Source organism: Mycetohabitans endofungorum, assembly GCF_002927045.1.
GTDB lineage: Bacteria > Pseudomonadota > Gammaproteobacteria > Burkholderiales > Burkholderiaceae > Mycetohabitans > Mycetohabitans endofungorum.
Genome location: NZ_PRDW01000003.1, coordinates 85582 through 101352 on the forward strand (window position 1 = coordinate 85582; position 15771 = coordinate 101352).

The following is a 15771-nucleotide window of genomic DNA, read 5'->3' on the forward strand; positions in this document are numbered from 1 at the left end:
CGCCTGCGTTGGTTAGCCGCGGGACGATGCCGGGAAGAGACGGCGAGGCGCCATCTGCAGGGGCGGGGGCGTCATGACTTATGACACATGTTGCGCGCGCGTCAAATCAAGCCGCGCGGGCCACCCGCACCAAAAAGCCGACGTATTGGAGCCGGCCGATGCCAGTTTGCGCCGCCCTTAGCGGGATGGGTCGGCGTGACGCGAAGCGCCAAACAGGATGGCGGACTACGAGGCAGTCCCGCCACTGACGAGGTCGGATTCTAGCAGGGTTTTATAAACCGTCAATGCTAAGGGTTCGAAAAACCAATACCGTTAGTTATAAAGGAACGATCAATAGACAAGAAGCACACCACGTGCCCAGGCGGCAGGTAGTCCGATCTGCAACAAATGTGTCGCGCACGCGCACGAGCTAGAATGTACCCCCTATGCCCGGCATGGCCGGCGACGTTCGTATAGTGTGATGAAATACAAAGACCTGCGTGACTTTGCGAGCCGGCTTGAAGCATTGGGAGAACTGCGAAGGGTTCACGCCGCCGTCTCGCCAGTGCTCGAAATGACCGAGCTATGCGACCGTGTACTCAATGCGGGCGGCCCTGCGCTGCTATTCGAGAATCCGGCCGGGCACACAATGCCCGTGCTCGGCAACCTGTTTGGCACGACACGTCGCGTCGCGCTCGGCATGGGCGTCGATGCCAATGCCAACGACGCAGCTTTAACGTCGCTGCGCGACATCGGTCACCTATTGTCGTCCCTGAAGGAGCCGGAGCCACCGAAGGGCCTGAAGGATGCGACACGGCTGCTTTCGCTGGCCAAGGCCGTCTGGGACATGGCGCCCCGCACGGTCAGCGCGCCGCCTTGCCAGGAAATCGTGATCGAGGGTGGCGATGTCGACCTGGCACGGCTGCCAATCCAAACCTGCTGGCCGCACGACGCGGCGCCGCTGATCACCTGGGGCCTCACCGTCACGCGGGGTCCGAACAAGCCGCGTCAGAACCTGGGCATCTATCGGCAACAAGTGATCGAGCGCAACAAGCTGATCATGCGCTGGCTCGCCCATCGCGGCGGCGCGTTGGATTTTCGCGAGTTCGCGCTGGCCCATCCTGGCCAGCCCTATCCGGTCGCCGTCGCGCTCGGCGCCGATCCGGCGACGATCCTCGGCGCCGTCACGCCGGTACCCGACACATTGTCCGAATATCAATTCGCCGGCTTGCTGCGCGGCGGCAAAACCGAGCTGGCCAATTGCTTGACGCCCGGACTGGCGCATCTGCAGGTGCCAGCCCGCGCGGAAATCATCCTGGAGGGGTTCATCCATCCCGATGCAGACGGAACGCAGGACGTCCCGGCACAATCGGGACCCGTGTCGCCGCGCGCTCGCGTGGCCGGACCGGCCAGCCGCTACGAACATGCGCTGGAGGGTCCCTATGGCGATCACACCGGCTATTACAACGAGCAGGAGTGGTTTCCGGTGTTCACCGTTGAGCGCATCACGATGCGACGCGACGCGATCTACCATTCGACGTACACGGGCAAGCCGCCAGACGAACCGGCCGTGCTCGGCGTCGCGCTGAACGAGGTATTCGTGCCACTGCTGCAAAAGCAGTTTCCGGAGATCACCGACTTCTACCTGCCGCCGGAAGGATGCAGCTACCGGATGGCCATCGTGCAGATGAAGAAAAGCTACGCCGGCCACGCCAAGCGCGTGATGTTCGGCGTCTGGAGCTTCTTGCGGCAATTCATGTATACGAAGTTCATCGTCGTGGTGGACGACGACGTGAATGTGCGCAACTGGAAAGATGTGATTTGGGCCTTGACGACACGCGTGGATCCGAGCCGCGATACGGTGCTGGTCGACAATACGCCGATCGACTATCTCGACTTTGCGTCGCCAGTGGCCGGGCTCGGCTCCAAGATGGGCATCGACGCGACGAACAAGTGGCCCGGCGAGACCTCGCGCGAATGGGGCCGGCCGATCGTGATGGACGCAGCCGTCAAGCGGCGCGTCGATGCGCTATGGACGGAGATCGGCCTGGGGTAGCGATGGCGCCAGCGGGCGTGCATGCGACAACCTACCCTCACCACAACGGCGCAGGCTTGCCGCCCGCTACCAGCGCCGATAATAACCGCCGTGCCAATGAGGATGCGGATACCACGGCCGGTAATAGCCGCCGTAGCCGCCCACAACGACCGCGGGCGGCGGCGTGTAGACCACCGGCGGCGGCGGCGCGTAGACCACCGGCGGTGGAGGCGGCGCATAGACGACTGGCGGCGGCGTATAGACCGGAGTGGCGTATACCAGGCCGGGAATCCCGATCCCCACGCCGATCGATATATGCGCTTGCGCGGCGCCCACCCCTGCCAACAGCGTGACGGCGCCGACTAGGATCGGGATGATCTTTTTCACTACTTTCTCCTGAACACAATGCCGCCTATTACGGCACCACCCTTGCAATGTACCGAAAATGCACGCGGACGACCGGGCCCAATTGTTGCAAAATGCAATGGGGACACTGGCGCGACAGGAACCGCGTTCTTCTTGCCACAAGTCTCGCCGTCATCGAAGACCAGGCGCGAGCACCGGCCAGCACGTGGGGTGGACAGTGCGGGACCGACACGCCGCGTTCGCTGCACAACATTTGCTGACCTGGTGCCGTGCGTCGGTAAAGTTTATTTACAAAGTCACTAAACCATGCCGGGCCCGCACGTTACCGCGTGACGGAGCCGCGTCGCGTTAATTGTGTTATCACGGCAGCACAGCCCGGCTCCGTAGCGGGACGGCCGATGGCAGTGGCAGTGGTTTGACGCACCCGCATAGAGTATGGTTCGAGCGCGGCAGCGTGGCGTGGGCCGGGTCTCCCCCTATGACGTTGGAAAACTCGGAGAAAACCTGACAAAGAACGGACAATGCAAGCGCCAGGACCACAGCGTCGGCAGACGTCACAGGGCTGGACCGACTACAAGCGCTATGGGTAGCTGCTCAGCGCATTGACCGTTACGCTGCGCCACTTCGGTGAGGTGCCGCAGTTGCCGTCCCGCTATGCTAGGATGATTCTGCTTGCTTATGCGCCACCGCTGTAGTCCACACGATGAACCCGCGCGCGCGTGTCCATTACATCGGCGACATGTCCCGCGCGAGTCTCAAGCCGTCGATCCGCGAGCGGTGCTCGCCGCGTACCCACCGCACGCCGGCTCTGGGTGCCGCACCGTCAACCCACCTTTACATACGCAAACTCGCGACTCACGTTCGGCGGCACGTACAGACCGCTGATCCGCACACGCGGCGTCAAGCGCATCCTTTGCTCCCACCACAAGCGGCGTTGAGCCGCATTGAGGAACCGCAGGTGTTTCCGATACGAAAAGAGGCTCATGGCGCAAATCTCCTGGTCAGGTATTTTTGATTGAGTTGTGGCCGATAACGGACCGCGACGCTGCTCACCCGCAGCCGCCCGCCACCTGCGGCACACGACTCTTCCCTTGACAAACGCCCTGCATCGCAATATTCAACACACAACCGACAACGGAGGACGCAACAAATGCGTCGCTATAACGCTTGACGCGAAGCAATACACAACTGGTCTATCATGGACACCGTCCTCGTTACTTAAGCATGAATCATGCCTTTTCCGCTTCATCCGAGCATTGGCTTCATCGGCGCCGGACGGCTCGCCCAAACCCTTGCAGCGGCGTGGCACCGACGCGGCTACCGGATTGCCGCGGTCGCGAGCCGCTCAAAAGAATCGTCCAGGCAACTTGCCGAGCGGGCAGGACAGTGCCAAATCGTCTCAGATCTGCAACATGTTATCGAGGCCGCGACGCTGGTCTTCGTGACGGTGCCAGATGATGTGATCGGCGCGGTGGCCACCCAGCTATGCTATTCCCCCGAGCGGGCCGACTCGTGCGCGCTCGTGCACTGTAGCGGCGCATCCAGCGTCGACTTACTCGAGCCGGCCCGAGCCCAGGGCGTCTTGACGGGCGGCTTCCATCCGCTATACCTGTTCACCGGACAGGCGGCCGACGTGGACCGGCTGGCGGGCTGCTCTATCACGATCGAAGCTCCGGCGCCGCTGGACGCCGCGCTGCGCACGCTCGTCGGCGCCCTGGACTGCGTACCACTGTCGATCCCGTCCGGTGCGCGAATGCTCTATCACGGCGCGGCAAGCTACGCGGCAAGCTTCGCGGTGGCGTCGCTGTACGAAAACGTCACACTTTGGAAACATATTGGATTGGACGAGGACGCCGCACTGGCCGCATTGCTGCCCATGCTCGAGCGCACCCTGCAATCGGTGCGCGACAAGGGCCTGTCCGGCGCGATCGCTGGGCCAGTGTCGCGCGGCGACGTTTCAGTAATCCGCAGCCAGCTCGACACCTTAGCCGCATTGGGCGAAGATCACATGGCGCTCTATGCAATGCTCACGCGCAGAGTGGCCGCGCTGGCGCGCCGACGCTCGCCGGCACCGACCGGGCTCGACGCGATCGAAGCCACTGTCGAAGCAGCGCTGCAGCGTGGCATGGACACACCGGCGCCCGACGATAGCGCGGCGCAGCGATCCGGCCGCGTGCCACTGCGCCCTTGACACGTCGCGTCCGGTACCTTACAACTCGTCGGCTGCGCCACTCGAAGGGAAAACAAGATGTTCGGGGATATTGCCCGCTTTCTGCTCAATACGATTTTCACGTTGTTCGGTGCCGCGCTGCTGCTACGCGCGTGGTTGCACGTGGTCAGGCTCACGCCGTACAACCCGGTGTCGCAAGGCATCTTCCAGGCAACCAACTGGCTCGTGCTGCCGTTGCGCCGGGTCATTCCGGCCGCGCGTGGCATCGACTGGACGAGCCTGTTCGCCGCCTGGCTCACCGCGATCGTGTTCATTATCCTGATGGTGGCCGTCTCCGGTGGTGACCCAGCCTCGCTGTTGCCCGCTGGATTCGTCATCGCGCTGTTGACGATGGTCAAGTGGGCGTTGAACCTGACGATCTGGCTGACGCTGATCATGGCGCTGCTCTCGTGGGTCAACCCGCGCTCCCCGGCGATGGCGATCCTGCTGCAATTGACCGCGCCGTTGCTGAACCCGCTGCGCCGCGTGGTGCCAACGCTCGGCGGCATCGACCTGTCGCCGTTGGTGCTGCTCGTGATCGTCGAGGTATTATTGATGATCGTCACACGCATCACCGTGTCGGTGACGATGTTCGGATTTTGAGCATGATGGGCGATACACGCGCACGCGGGTGGCTCCTCCGTGGAACTAGACGCGTCGCGGCCTCTATTGCGCATCGACGTTCAGCGTTCGCGCCACGGCTGACGCACCACGACCGACATAGCGAATGACGTCAGTACTCTTGAAACCGAATCGAGCATTTAGAAAGCCTGTATGCGATTGACCGTGAGGCTAGTACAGGGCCCACGCGTGCCGCCGTGCTCACCGCCGGTACTGGCTATGACATGCCGTACGTTCCAGCCGGTGTAGTTGCATTGGTACAGCTCGGGCCTCCGTACCACAGCCCTAAAGCGGGGACATGCCACTCTACCGACCCGGACAATTCATGTGCTCACGACACAGCTACGCCACCCCTCTCCCTAAACCGCAGAAAACCTTGTAGAATCATGCGTTCTGCGGGCGTCGTATAATGGCTATTACCCCAGCTTCCCAAGCTGGAGACGTGGGTTCGATTCCCATCGCCCGCTCCACCTCCCAGTACGCCGCCCACCCTGCCATAAGGCAGACACCTACCGCTTCGGCGAAGCCGCTTTCCAGCTCCTGCCCCCTCCTCCCTCTTGATCGCTCGCACCAGAGCTTTGTTGCCGACCAGGGTGACCAGCGGTATCGGGTTGGAGCGGTCGGCAAATGAAGCACCGTCGTCTTGCGCTCGACGGGCACATGCTCGAGCGCTTTGCGCGACACGAGCCACATAACCTTGTCCGCCGCGCCGCAAACCGATTGCAGCATGGTGAACGCCAGCGGGTTCATTCGTGCACCATCGGCTTGTGCCTATATGGATTAAGGCTGTCGGCCAGCGTTGCCACCCCGACCGCGCGCCGAAACGCCAGGCGCACGCATCGCGCCCGCCGGTGTCGCGGACAAGAACTGTCCGGTTGACGGGATAGCCAAACCAGGCCACAATCCACGCTCTTCGCGGAATTTGTACTTTCGTCGGAATGACCGGGACCATGCGTTCATACCGCATCGCCCACTCGAAGACACCGAAAGCCGTTCAATATACGAACGGCTTTTTGCTTATCAGCCGCATGCCGACCCGACGACGCACGTGCCGCGCCGGACGGCCTGCCGCAAACGCTGCACGATGACTCACGACCCTTCCGATCGCCACAACGACGCGGCCGCGGACAAACGCGCCGACACTGAAGCCCAAGCGGACAGCGACCACGGCGCGACACCCGCCGCCGCTACAACCCCGCCGCTGCGCCGCATCCGCAGCTTCGTGACTCGAGCGGGACGTTTATCCAACGCCCAGCAACGGGCGCTGGACGAACTGGGTCCGCGATTTAAGCTGCCCTATACCGGCGTGCCGCTCGACTGGGAGGCGACCTTTGGTCGTAATGCGCCGCGCGTGCTCGAGATCGGCTTTGGCATGGGCACGACAACCGCCGATATCGCCGCACAGCGGCCAGGCGACGACTTTCTCGGCATTGAGGTTCACGAGCCCGGCGTCGGGGCGTTGCTGAAGCTGATCGGGGAAAGACAAGTAAACAATATCCGCGTGATTCAGCACGACGCGGTCGAGGTCATCGAGCATATGCTGGCCGAGGATAGCGTGGATGGCGTACACATCTTCTTCCCCGACCCATGGCACAAGGCGCGTCACCACAAGCGCCGGCTAATCCAGCCGCCATTCGTCAAGCTGCTCGCATCGCGGCTGCGCGCCGGCGGCTATTTGCATCTGGCGACAGACTGGCAGAACTACGCGGAGCAGATGCTTGACGTACTGCGCGCGGAACCGGCGCTCACCAATGCGTCGGACGAGGCAAGCGGCTATGCGCCGCGCCCCGATTATCGTCCAGTGACAAAATTCGAGCGACGCGGGCTACGGCTTGGCCACGGCGTATGGGATCTGCTATTCACGAAGCGTTGAACACCGCGGGTCAGTGGCTGAACGTGACGCCCGCCAGATAGCTAGCGACCAACACCAGCAGTCCAAAGCCAATCCGATACCACGCAAACACAGTAAAGTCATGCGTCGCAATGTAGCGTAACAGCCAGCGCACGCACGCGAATGCGCTGACGAACGCGGTCACGAAGCCGACCGTGAACGGACCAATGTCCGATACGCTCAGCGCGTCGCGCGCCTTGACCAGCTCATACACAGTGGCGCCGAGAATCAACGGGATGGCGAGGAAGAACGAAAACTCGGTCGCGACACGCCGCTCCAGGCCGGTGAGCAGTCCTCCCACGATCGTCGCGCCCGAGCGTGACGTGCCGGGGATCAGTGCGAAGCATTGCGCAAGCCCGACTTTCAGTGCATCGACGACGGTCAACTCATCGATCGATTGCACACGGGCAACATACGCGGCGCCATCGCGACGGCGATGCGCCGCCTCCACCCACAGCAGGATGATGCCGCCGACGATCAGCGCGACCGCCACCGGCACCGGCGAAAACAGCAGCGCCTTGATAGGCTTCTCAAACAGCAGCCCCATCACGACCGCGGGAAGACAGGCGACGATCACGTTGAGCGCAAAACGCCGGGCTGGCGGCTCGGTGGCCAGGCCCCGCACGACTTGGCCAATACGCTCGCGATATTCCCAGCATACCGCAAGGATGGCGCCGAACTGGATCGCAACGTCGAAGACCTTGCTGCCGTCGCCGGTGAAATCGATTAATTCTCCTATCAGAATCAAATGTCCTGTACTGGATACAGGAAGGAATTCCGTCAAGCCTTCCACCAGGCCAAGCACCAGCGCCTTAAGCAACAGCAGCAGATCCATCCCATCGTCCTTTGAAGAAGCAACCTGAGCCGGGGCGGCGGCGCGCGACGCCCCTACTTCTCGACGATCTGCACGCGTATGCCATCGGAAAGAATTGTAATTGTACCGGGTTCATATTGCTGTCCGGCAAATTGCAGTTGTTCAGGCTTGAACGTGTAGACCGGGTAGTCAGCCAGCAACTGGGCCACGGCAATCGATGCAGCAGCATGGATTTGTTGCGCGTACGGTGCCGCATCGCCGCCGACGTCGATCTGCTCAACATTCGGATTGCGCAGCACGACCGAGCGGCTAGGCGCATCGTACGCCAGTTCGCTGGACAAGCTCACGACACTATTCACCGGATGCCCCAGCAACGGACTGGCCAAGTGCGCGTCGACCGTGACCACGACGCGGTTGGCGTCCGCGCGCAATGCGACGACAGGACTGGCCAGCGTCAGGTCCAGTAATGGTCCAACGCTGCGCTGATACGGAAACTTGCGTTCGATCGCACGCTGCGCCTGCCGCTGAGAAAACGTGTAATGATCAGGTACGAACGGGAAAATTCCGGCGTGCGCGACACCGGGCGCCACGGCCATCGTCACCACCACGCCAAGCGCCGCGATCAACGACAGCGCGACCGCTGCCCGCACCAGTGCGCGGGCCACCGTTTCAATCATGCCATGCTCCTCTTTCGGCTCGCACGCAACCACCCGAATATCGCCGCGAGATAATCTCGAAGACTGCCATGCTGGCCATCATCGCCGCCACGAAACCCGTCGCCTTCGGATAGCCGGCACCGAGCGTCACAAGCGCAGGCCCCGGACAGAAACCCGTCAAGCGCCAGCCGATGCCGAACGCGGCACTGCCCAGCACCAGCCGCGGCGTCACCGCGTGGCTTGCCGGCAACTACAGGGACGACTCGAGCAACGAGCAAGCACGCCGCTTGGAAGGCGGGCGCGCTCACGGCAACCGCGACCGCCATCACGCTGCTCATATCACACGGCCATGATCGCGCGCGGGCTCGCCACCAAATAGAAAATGTTCTTGCCTTCGCGGCGGGTCGCCACCAGCCTGTTGTCCCACAGCATACCCAGCTGCTGCGAAAGCGTCGGCTGTCGGATGCCCAACTCCGCTTGCAGCGCGCCAACCGACAATTCCCTCTGAGGCAACCGGCACATCAGCATATACTGTTGACACGCGTTTCGCACACGCCGCTGAACGCTCCACTACGGCTCGGGTGCCGCATTCAACGATGCGCTGGCGCAACGCCCCCGTTACGCCGCGGGGACGGTCAGTTGCTCGATCTGCGTCAGCCAATGCAGCGCATGGGCGCGGGAGCGTCCGCACATTTCCTCGGACGCCTGCAGGCCGCCGCAGCACCGCGGCCGGTCAGGTGTACCAAAAATCCGGCAACGCATGTCCGCATCCAGCTGGACACAAGCCACGCCCGCGGGCTTACCGCCCGGCATGCCGGGAATCGGACTGGAAATGGATGGCGCGATGCAACAGGCACCGCAATTGGGACGGCAGTTCATGGGATCCGGCAATGGACGATCGGCTGCGCAGCCGACGCGCTGGAGCGGTACCGCACGCGCGGCCTATGACACCAGGCTTGTCACAGGGACCTGCGAGATCAAGCCTGCCATAGGGGCCTGCGACGCGGGAACCGGCAACGCCATCAGAGGGTCGAGTATAATTCTAAAACGCTTACCTTCGTCGATTCGAACCGTCAAGACACCATGAACATCGAGCAAGCACGCTTTAACATGATCGAACAGCAAATCCGCCCTTGGGAGGTGCTGGACCAGGACGTGTTGAACCTGCTGGCGATCGTCAAGCGCGAGCATTTCGTGCCTGCTGCTTATCGCAACATTGCGTTCGCCGACCTTGAGGTGCCGCTGCCGGCGGGCCAGCACATGCTGTTGCCGAAGATCGAGGCGCGGGTGCTGCAGGAGCTGGCCGTGAAAAAGCACGAGGTGGTGCTGGAGATCGGTACCGGCTCCGGCTACATGGCGGCGCTGCTCGCGCATCGCGCGCGCTCGGTGCTGACACTAGACATTGTTCCAGAGCTGACGGAGCTGGCTCGGGCCAATCTGGCGGCGAACGACGTGACCAATGCACAAGTTGAAACCGGCGACGGTTCCCGCGGCTGGCCCGCACAAGGGCCGTATGACGTCATCTGCGTATCGGGCGGGCTGCCGATGCTACCGCAAGCAATGCTAGAGCAATTGAAGATCGGCGGCCGGCTGGCGGCATTCGTCGGCGTAGCGCCGGTCATGCGCGCACAGATCATCACCCGTGTCAACGACAAGCAATACCGGATCGCCGACATCTTCGAGACGTTCGTCGCTCCCCTCACCAACGCGGTCGAGCCACCTCACTTCAAGTTCTAAGCAATGCAGAATCTCACTGCTTCTGACCTCGCCGCCTGGCTTGCCGACTCCTCTCGTGCCGCGCCCGTGTTGCTCGACGTGCGCGAACCGTGGGAGGTATCGACAGCCCGGCTCGACGGTATCGTGCATATCCCGATGAAGGACATTCCGGCGCGCAGCGAAGAGCTTGATGACGACGCGCAGATTGTCTGCATCTGCCATCATGGCGCCCGCAGCGCGAACGTGGGCATGTTCCTCGAGGCGCGAGGCTTCAAGCACATCTATAACCTGCAAGGCGGTATCGATGCGTGGTCGCGGCAAGTCGATCCGTCGGTGCCGACGTACTGAACTACCGCCAGCACACTCGCATCGACAATCGTAAGCTGTGGCCGGCCGTGCAGGAGAACAGGCCGATCAAGTTGGCCTCCTGCATTCATTGTCTGGCACGATGATGGTCTGCGGGGCAGGGCTATTTCGGAACACCCCAACCGTTCACCGCGAAGAGGTACCGGTGTACGCGCGGGTCAATGTCCACGACGGTATCGACTTCGCGCTGGGGGAAACGCGTGACGATGTTCCCGGTCGCCTCCGTTACATGATGACTTTGTCCGGCAATTCTTTCAGTTAGTGCCGCTACGTATCGGTCGTACTGGTCCCTGAACGGTGCCCACTTTCCAACATCAGCCACGTCTTTTTCAAATGCCTCGACGCCTTTCTTCCATCTGTCGACTGCAGCGGGGCCGCCGTTTGTCACACAAACCTTTTTATAGGCCGTACATATAACGGCGATAACAGGCAGTGTTGGGGCATTTGTGCTTTCCGCCCATTTCATAGAGCACACCATCCCTGGAATGGCTGCCTGTACGTCTTTGACGTCCTTTAGTTCTTCCGGCGACTTGCTGAGCAACTGACGGTATTGAAGATCCATCTGCTTTCGTAGTTCGGCGTGTGAAAGAGGTAGGGGATCAGATTTGGAGCGAGTTAGCCGGGGCAGCCGCTTTCGCAATGAAACCATTGAACTCGAACGCTCCAGTTTCTTCCATGTGCCCGCAGTCCAGTTCTGCATTCGCGTCGCATTAGCCTTGTCGCCATTCGATAATGAAGTCTTGTTGTCTTCTACTTCGGTAGACGAACCATGGCTCCCCACCCGCCCGCGCTGCGCCGAAGTGGCAGAGCGCGACGTCAATGTTACCGTTGAGCCCGCATTCGTCTTACTCGATGACGACGTGGCACGGATGCTACGAGGTGCTGGTGTCACATTAAAGCCCCATGCTACTGGTCTACCTTGCTTAATCTGTACGCCGTCTTCGTTGTTACCCTCATGTTTTGAAAGTACAGTATAGCCGTCCATCCGTGAGGTTTCTGGCCTAGTAAGGCATAGTTGCCCTAACGTCGCCAGACCATTCAGCCTACCGCTAGCGGCCGGTGTACTGGCACCAATGCTCGGTTTCTCCGGCTTACAACCTTTGCCGCTTTTCCCTGCTTTTTTGATAAAGGATAAAAGGGGTGTGAAACAACCGGTCATCTTCAAATCGGCTGTCATAAAGACCTCCTCGGCGCACCACGCCGTCACGCTGTATGACTTCCATCGAGCGTTGGAAGAAATCCGCCGTGCAGCGAATTGGCTTGCACTATTGCACCATACTCGCACTACACTGAGTTGACGAGAACAACACGAATCCTTCATATAACGAGCGCAGCCAGCAGATATGGAGACGTGCACTCATTTTTATATCCGCCACATTCGATATAATTTTTGCCAACGCTTCTCCGGTAACATTCGTTGCGCTTGGCCGGCACGCTGCGATAAGACTACATTGCTCGTCGCATGACAGCATGGCAATGTAAACAAGCACCGTTGCAACATCGCCAATTAGGAAACTTAAGCGTCATTTTGATGAAGCGACAGGCTACCTGCTTTAACGTACATTGACGTAGACTGCAAATGCGTATCGGACCATCGCCCATCATTGTGATGTACAACTGACGCTGCGCTTTACCAACACAGGATCGCGCAGGAGTTGAGCGATCTGTCGGCCCCTGCCATCACGAAGTCCGACCTGCGAATCATCGACAAGGCGGATCTCGCGCCGATGGCTAGCGTATCGCTCGACGCGATGACATTGGGCTCCCGCAACATTCGCGATAACGAAACTGAACGAGCACAGCGGACTGAACGAGGTTCCCCCTTTATCAAGAAGAACAGCCTGTTCGCGGTTTGACGGGCGGCAGCAGCGCCTCCAGCGCATCGATCGTGCGACGGGTTGCGCCACGGTGACGCGCCGCGAACGCGGCCCCAGCGGCGCCCATCGTCACGCGGCGCGCGCGATCGGTCAGCACCGTGCGCACGGCCTGCGCCAACGTGGCCGGATCCCGCACCCGCAGTGCAGCGCCGGCCGCGATCGCGTCGGCGCTTGCCTGTGCAAAATTAAACGTATGTGGGCCGACCACGACCGGCACGCCGACGGCGCAGGCCTCGATAAGGTTCTGGCCACCGAGTGGCAGCAAGCTTCCGCCGATGAAGGCCACGTCCGCCGCCGCGTAGTAGGCGCGCATCTCGCCCATCGAATCGCCGAGCAGTACTTGCACGTCGGCTGGCAGCGGCTCGATGGAGGCCGCCTCGCGCGAGCCCGGTGTGACCGATGCACCGGCCCACTGCGAGCGGCGCGCCAGTTTGAGGCCGGCGCGCTCGACCAGCGTCGCAACCTCATTGAAGCGCTGGGGATGGCGAGGCACCAGCACCAGCAGCGCATCGGCAACGCCGAGCTGGCGATATGCGTCCAACACGAGCGCCTCTTCGCCCTCGCGCGTGCTGCCCGCCACCCACACCGGCCGCCGGCCGATTGCCGCATGCCAAGCGCGGCCGCGCTCGGCCAACTCGGCCGGGGCCTCCATATCGAATTTCAGATTGCCGAGCACCGCGACGTCACGCGCGCCAAGCGCGCTCAGGCGCTGCGCATCGGCAGGGCTCTGCGCCAGCACGCGCGTAAAGCCGCCGAATACCTGGCGCACCGCCGCGCCAAAACGCGAGGCGCGCCGGTATGAGCGCTCCGACATTCGCGCGTTGGTCAGCACCAGCGGCACGCCCGCATGGCGACACTCGTCGATCAGCGTCGGCCACACCTCGGTTTCCATCACGATGCCCAGCGTGGGACGCCATGCGCGAAGGAACCGCCGGACCGGGCCGCACATGTCATAGGGCAAATAGCAGCGCAGCACGCGCGAGCCGAACAGTTGTTCGCCGGTCGCCCGTCCGCTCGGCGTCATGTGCGTGAGCAGCACCCGCACGTCGGGACGCTCGTCGAGCAGCGCCTGCACCAGCGGTTGAGCGGCACGCGTCTCACCGAGCGACACCGCATGGATCCAAACCAGCGGGGCGTCGTCGTGAGCCGCACGGCCCGCCGCATGGCCGAACCGTTCGCCAATGTGCTCGATGTAGCCGCGCTCGCGCCGCGAGCGTGCCACCAGGCGCACGACGGCCAGCGGTGCCACGATGTGCCAAAGTGCGCAATACAGGATCCTTAGCATCGATCGTCGGCCAACGGGTCAGATGAGCGCGTGGCCCGCGAGACGCTCCAGAATGCCCAGCGGCGCGCGCTGCGGCTGCACCATTGAGCGCACCGGCAGGAAGAAGGTCTGCTCGAGCATGAATTGGCCAGACATCACAGCATGCGACGTCTGGTCAGAAAAGCACACCCAGATGCTGCCCGGCGGAAACGGCACCGTCTGCTGCGGCGCGTTGCGCTGGTAGTCCAGGTCGGCCTTCATCGCGTCATGAAGGTGCAGCATCAGATGGTCGTACTCGCTGCGCCGCGTCTTGGTCACGTGCAGCAGCTTCAACAGCCATGCAGCCCCAGGCACCGGTTTCGGGATATGAGGCAAAAACCGGCGCGCCACGTCCTCGAACGGCTCGCCGACCCGCCACACACGCGGTTCACCGCGCGGATTGACGTTCGTGAACACGCGCAGGATTCGCTCGCCATAGTTCGGCCGCGATGGAAACGCGTCCACGTGCAACCGGCTGTCGTCCTTGCGCCATGACGTCTTACGTGTTTCGACACGATGCAACCGCAGGCTGGTAGGCGCGACACGGAGCTTGCCCGTATATTCCGGAAATAGTCCATCGACCAGTTCGCGTGCATTGAGTTGGTAACGCGACACCAGCGCACGCACGGCCGACTGCGTGAGCGCATCGCCCGACACGCCGTGCAACGCGCCGCCATTGGGTTCCAGGCTGATATTCTTGCGCTTGGGGTCGGCGATCGCCGGATCCAGCAGGGCTTGTTCGCCCCCTTCGATCACAAAGCGCAAGTGGGGGAAATACAGCACTTTGCCGGACTCCACCGCGGCCAGCAGTGTCTCGCGTGGCACCGACAGATGTTGCCCGTGCCAATCGGCGGCCTGGACCTCGATGATTTGTGATTCGCTCATGAAAATATCGCTACAGCAATCCGAAGCCGGCCAGCGCACGCTTGACGTCAGCAAGGCCTGGCGAGGCGCCCGCCGTCCCCAGGTTGATGATGGCCGGCGACCAATAGCCGCCGGTGCGCCATGCCGTCGCGAAATTGTACAACTCGATCGTTGGGCGCTTGAGCGCCGCGGCGATATGGACCAGGCCGGTGTCAACGCCGACAGTCGCCGCCGCGCCATCAATCAACCCCGTGACCGCCGGCAGCGACAGGCGCGGCGGCACGAGCGCGGCGGCACCGAATTGCTGCGCGAGCCGTTCGCTGGTCGCACGCTCGACGTCGCTACCCCAGGGCAGCACAATCGATGCGCCGCGGCGAATGAGCGCCTGGCCTAACTCGATCCAGCAGCGCTGCGGCCATTGCTTGTCCTCGCGCGAGGTCGCATGTACGAACACCACGTACGGCACCGGCAAGTTCAGCCCCGTGCGCGCCAGTTCGAGCGCCGCGCGGCGCCGATCAATGCCGAAATCGATGTCCTGTCCATCGGCTCGCGGCGGCGGATCACCGAGCGAGCGCGCGACCAATTGCCGGGAGCGTTCAACGACGTGCGTACGCGGTTGGATCGGCACACACGTGCGATAGAACCAGCGTACCGGCCACTCATAGCCGGCTCCGTCGGTGCGATTGCCCAATCCGACGAGATCACCGCGCGCCCAGCTCGCGACCCATGCGCTCTTGACCAGTCCCTGGCAATCGATCACCACGTCGTACTGCTCAGCGGCCAATGTGCGCCTGAATTGCCGTACTTCACGCCACGTCGCTGCCGATAGCGGCCGCTTGCGCCAGCGACGCAGAGAGAATGGGATGGCGCGACGCACGCCTTGGACAAGTTTGACAAGCTCGACGAAATTCTCTTCGACCAGCCAGTCGATGACCGCATCGGGATGGCGCCGCCGGATATCGGCGACCACCGGCATGTTGTGAACGACGTCGCCCAGCGACGACAGCCGAACGATCAGGATCTTTTGCACACGGATCAATAAGCTACGGGAACCACGCCGGCCATGTCGCCGGC

General features: G+C 62.3%; 17 protein-coding genes, 1 tRNA gene and 1 pseudogene. 8 read left to right on the top strand and 11 right to left on the bottom strand.

The features are described 5' to 3' along the window. The first annotated feature begins 460 nt into the window (after positions 1 to 460). The gene (locus B0O95_RS03725; protein WP_104076696.1) at positions 461 to 2035 is read left to right on the top strand and encodes a UbiD family decarboxylase; all 1575 of its coding nucleotides are present in this window, start codon (positions 461 to 463) and stop codon (positions 2033 to 2035) included. Positions 2036 to 2101: 66 nt separating this feature from the next. Here B0O95_RS03725 and B0O95_RS03730 read toward each other — a convergent pair whose 3' ends face one another. Continuing rightward, on the bottom strand, positions 2102 to 2401 hold the full coding sequence (locus B0O95_RS03730; protein ID WP_104076697.1) for a hypothetical protein: 300 nt from the start codon (positions 2399 to 2401) through the stop codon (positions 2102 to 2104). A gap of 802 nt (positions 2402 to 3203) precedes the next feature. After that, positions 3204 to 3365, bottom strand: a complete 162-nt coding sequence (locus tag B0O95_RS16025; RefSeq protein ID WP_199180425.1) for a hypothetical protein — start codon at positions 3363 to 3365, stop codon at positions 3204 to 3206. A gap of 246 nt (positions 3366 to 3611) precedes the next feature. Between B0O95_RS16025 and B0O95_RS03735 the strand changes: the two genes are divergently transcribed. The 4 genes from B0O95_RS03735 to trmB all read left to right on the top strand — a co-directional run bounded on the left by B0O95_RS03735 (position 3612) and on the right by trmB (position 7083). Continuing rightward, on the top strand, positions 3612 to 4571 hold the full coding sequence (locus B0O95_RS03735; RefSeq protein WP_104076698.1) for a Rossmann-like and DUF2520 domain-containing protein: 960 nt from the start codon (positions 3612 to 3614) through the stop codon (positions 4569 to 4571). Positions 4572 to 4628: 57 nt separating this feature from the next. Further along, entirely contained in the window at positions 4629 to 5192 is a 564-nt protein-coding gene (locus tag B0O95_RS03740) for a YggT family protein (RefSeq protein ID WP_104076699.1), read from the top strand. A 413-nt stretch (positions 5193 to 5605) separates the two neighbouring features. Continuing rightward, positions 5606 to 5680, top strand: a tRNA-Gly gene (locus B0O95_RS03745). 614 nt (positions 5681 to 6294) lie between these two features. After that, positions 6295 to 7083 (top strand): tRNA (guanosine(46)-N7)-methyltransferase TrmB, encoded by a 789-nt coding sequence (trmB, locus tag B0O95_RS03750; protein WP_104076860.1) that lies wholly within the window; start codon positions 6295 to 6297, stop codon positions 7081 to 7083. Between the two features lie 10 nt (positions 7084 to 7093). On the opposite strand, the gene B0O95_RS03755 is transcribed toward trmB, so the two are convergent. The 5 genes and pseudogenes from B0O95_RS03755 to B0O95_RS03775 all read right to left on the bottom strand — a co-directional run bounded on the left by B0O95_RS03755 (position 7094) and on the right by B0O95_RS03775 (position 9450). Beyond that, on the bottom strand, positions 7094 to 7936 hold the full coding sequence (locus B0O95_RS03755; RefSeq protein ID WP_104076700.1) for an undecaprenyl-diphosphate phosphatase: 843 nt from the start codon (positions 7934 to 7936) through the stop codon (positions 7094 to 7096). Positions 7937 to 7989: 53 nt separating this feature from the next. After that, positions 7990 to 8592, bottom strand: coding sequence for a DUF1439 domain-containing protein (locus B0O95_RS03760; protein WP_104076701.1), 603 nt, complete (start codon positions 8590 to 8592; stop codon positions 7990 to 7992). Next, positions 8585 to 8930 (bottom strand): annotated as a pseudogene (locus tag B0O95_RS03765) (DUF6691 family protein); the annotation flags it as partial. The pseudogene B0O95_RS03765 and the gene B0O95_RS03760, both read right to left, overlap by 8 nt. Beyond that, positions 8911 to 9123, bottom strand: coding sequence for a metalloregulator ArsR/SmtB family transcription factor (locus tag B0O95_RS03770; RefSeq protein WP_233203091.1), 213 nt, complete (start codon positions 9121 to 9123; stop codon positions 8911 to 8913). The gene B0O95_RS03770 and the pseudogene B0O95_RS03765, both read right to left, overlap by 20 nt. A 66-nt stretch (positions 9124 to 9189) precedes the next feature. Further along, positions 9190 to 9450, bottom strand: coding sequence for a YkgJ family cysteine cluster protein (locus tag B0O95_RS03775; RefSeq protein WP_104076703.1), 261 nt, complete (start codon positions 9448 to 9450; stop codon positions 9190 to 9192). 204 nt (positions 9451 to 9654) lie between these two features. On the opposite strand from B0O95_RS03775, the gene B0O95_RS03780 reads away from it, so the two are divergent. Together B0O95_RS03780 and B0O95_RS03785 are read left to right on the top strand one after the other, a co-directional pair. Next, positions 9655 to 10308, top strand: a complete 654-nt coding sequence (locus B0O95_RS03780; RefSeq protein WP_104076704.1) for a protein-L-isoaspartate O-methyltransferase family protein — start codon at positions 9655 to 9657, stop codon at positions 10306 to 10308. Positions 10309 to 10311: 3 nt separating this feature from the next. After that, positions 10312 to 10635 (top strand): rhodanese-like domain-containing protein, encoded by a 324-nt coding sequence (locus B0O95_RS03785; RefSeq protein WP_104076705.1) that lies wholly within the window; start codon positions 10312 to 10314, stop codon positions 10633 to 10635. A 121-nt stretch (positions 10636 to 10756) separates the two neighbouring features. On the opposite strand, the gene B0O95_RS15330 is transcribed toward B0O95_RS03785, so the two are convergent. Continuing rightward, the gene (locus tag B0O95_RS15330; RefSeq protein WP_146063976.1) at positions 10757 to 11830 is read right to left on the bottom strand and encodes a hypothetical protein; all 1074 of its coding nucleotides are present in this window, start codon (positions 11828 to 11830) and stop codon (positions 10757 to 10759) included. A gap of 478 nt (positions 11831 to 12308) precedes the next feature. Between B0O95_RS15330 and B0O95_RS15335 the strand changes: the two genes are divergently transcribed. Then, positions 12309 to 12509 carry an urease accessory protein UreG gene (locus tag B0O95_RS15335; protein ID WP_146063977.1) on the top strand — a complete coding sequence of 67 codons (201 nt, stop codon included), beginning with the start codon at positions 12309 to 12311 and terminating at the stop codon, positions 12507 to 12509. Here B0O95_RS15335 and waaA read toward each other — a convergent pair. The 3 genes from waaA to waaC are packed head-to-tail and all read right to left on the bottom strand — an operon-like array spanning position 12481 to position 15727. Next, a complete protein-coding gene (gene waaA / locus B0O95_RS03795; protein ID WP_104076707.1) occupies positions 12481 to 13815 on the bottom strand; it encodes a lipid IV(A) 3-deoxy-D-manno-octulosonic acid transferase in 1335 nt (444 codons plus the stop codon). The genes B0O95_RS15335 and waaA overlap by 29 nt on opposite strands. An 18-nt stretch (positions 13816 to 13833) precedes the next feature. After that, positions 13834 to 14718, bottom strand: coding sequence for a Kdo hydroxylase family protein (locus tag B0O95_RS03800; RefSeq protein WP_104076708.1), 885 nt, complete (start codon positions 14716 to 14718; stop codon positions 13834 to 13836). Between the two features lie 10 nt (positions 14719 to 14728). Further along, the gene (gene waaC / locus B0O95_RS03805) at positions 14729 to 15727 is read right to left on the bottom strand and encodes a lipopolysaccharide heptosyltransferase I (protein WP_104076709.1); all 999 of its coding nucleotides are present in this window, start codon (positions 15725 to 15727) and stop codon (positions 14729 to 14731) included. Positions 15728 to 15771: the final 44 nt, after the last annotated feature.

What these genes read in the sequence shown, in the direction of transcription:
- B0O95_RS03725 (WP_104076696.1), top strand. Translation starts at nt 461, where the DNA reads ATGAAATACAAAGACCTGCGTGACTTTGCGAGCCGGCTTGAAGCATTG.
- B0O95_RS16025 (WP_199180425.1), bottom strand. Translation starts at nt 3,365, where the DNA reads ATGAGCCTCTTTTCGTATCGGAAACACCTGCGGTTCCTCAATGCGGCT.
- B0O95_RS03735 (WP_104076698.1), top strand. Translation starts at nt 3,612, where the DNA reads ATGCCTTTTCCGCTTCATCCGAGCATTGGCTTCATCGGCGCCGGACGG.
- B0O95_RS03740 (WP_104076699.1), top strand. Translation starts at nt 4,629, where the DNA reads ATGTTCGGGGATATTGCCCGCTTTCTGCTCAATACGATTTTCACGTTG.
- trmB (WP_104076860.1), top strand. Translation starts at nt 6,295, where the DNA reads ATGACTCACGACCCTTCCGATCGCCACAACGACGCGGCCGCGGACAAA.
- B0O95_RS03755 (WP_104076700.1), bottom strand. Translation starts at nt 7,936, where the DNA reads ATGGATCTGCTGCTGTTGCTTAAGGCGCTGGTGCTTGGCCTGGTGGAA.
- B0O95_RS03760 (WP_104076701.1), bottom strand. Translation starts at nt 8,592, where the DNA reads ATGATTGAAACGGTGGCCCGCGCACTGGTGCGGGCAGCGGTCGCGCTG.
- B0O95_RS03775 (WP_104076703.1), bottom strand. Translation starts at nt 9,450, where the DNA reads ATGAACTGCCGTCCCAATTGCGGTGCCTGTTGCATCGCGCCATCCATT.
- B0O95_RS03780 (WP_104076704.1), top strand. Translation starts at nt 9,655, where the DNA reads ATGAACATCGAGCAAGCACGCTTTAACATGATCGAACAGCAAATCCGC.
- B0O95_RS03785 (WP_104076705.1), top strand. Translation starts at nt 10,312, where the DNA reads ATGCAGAATCTCACTGCTTCTGACCTCGCCGCCTGGCTTGCCGACTCC.
- B0O95_RS15330 (WP_146063976.1), bottom strand. Translation starts at nt 11,830, where the DNA reads ATGACAGCCGATTTGAAGATGACCGGTTGTTTCACACCCCTTTTATCC.
- waaA (WP_104076707.1), bottom strand. Translation starts at nt 13,815, where the DNA reads ATGCTAAGGATCCTGTATTGCGCACTTTGGCACATCGTGGCACCGCTG.
- B0O95_RS03800 (WP_104076708.1), bottom strand. Translation starts at nt 14,718, where the DNA reads ATGAGCGAATCACAAATCATCGAGGTCCAGGCCGCCGATTGGCACGGG.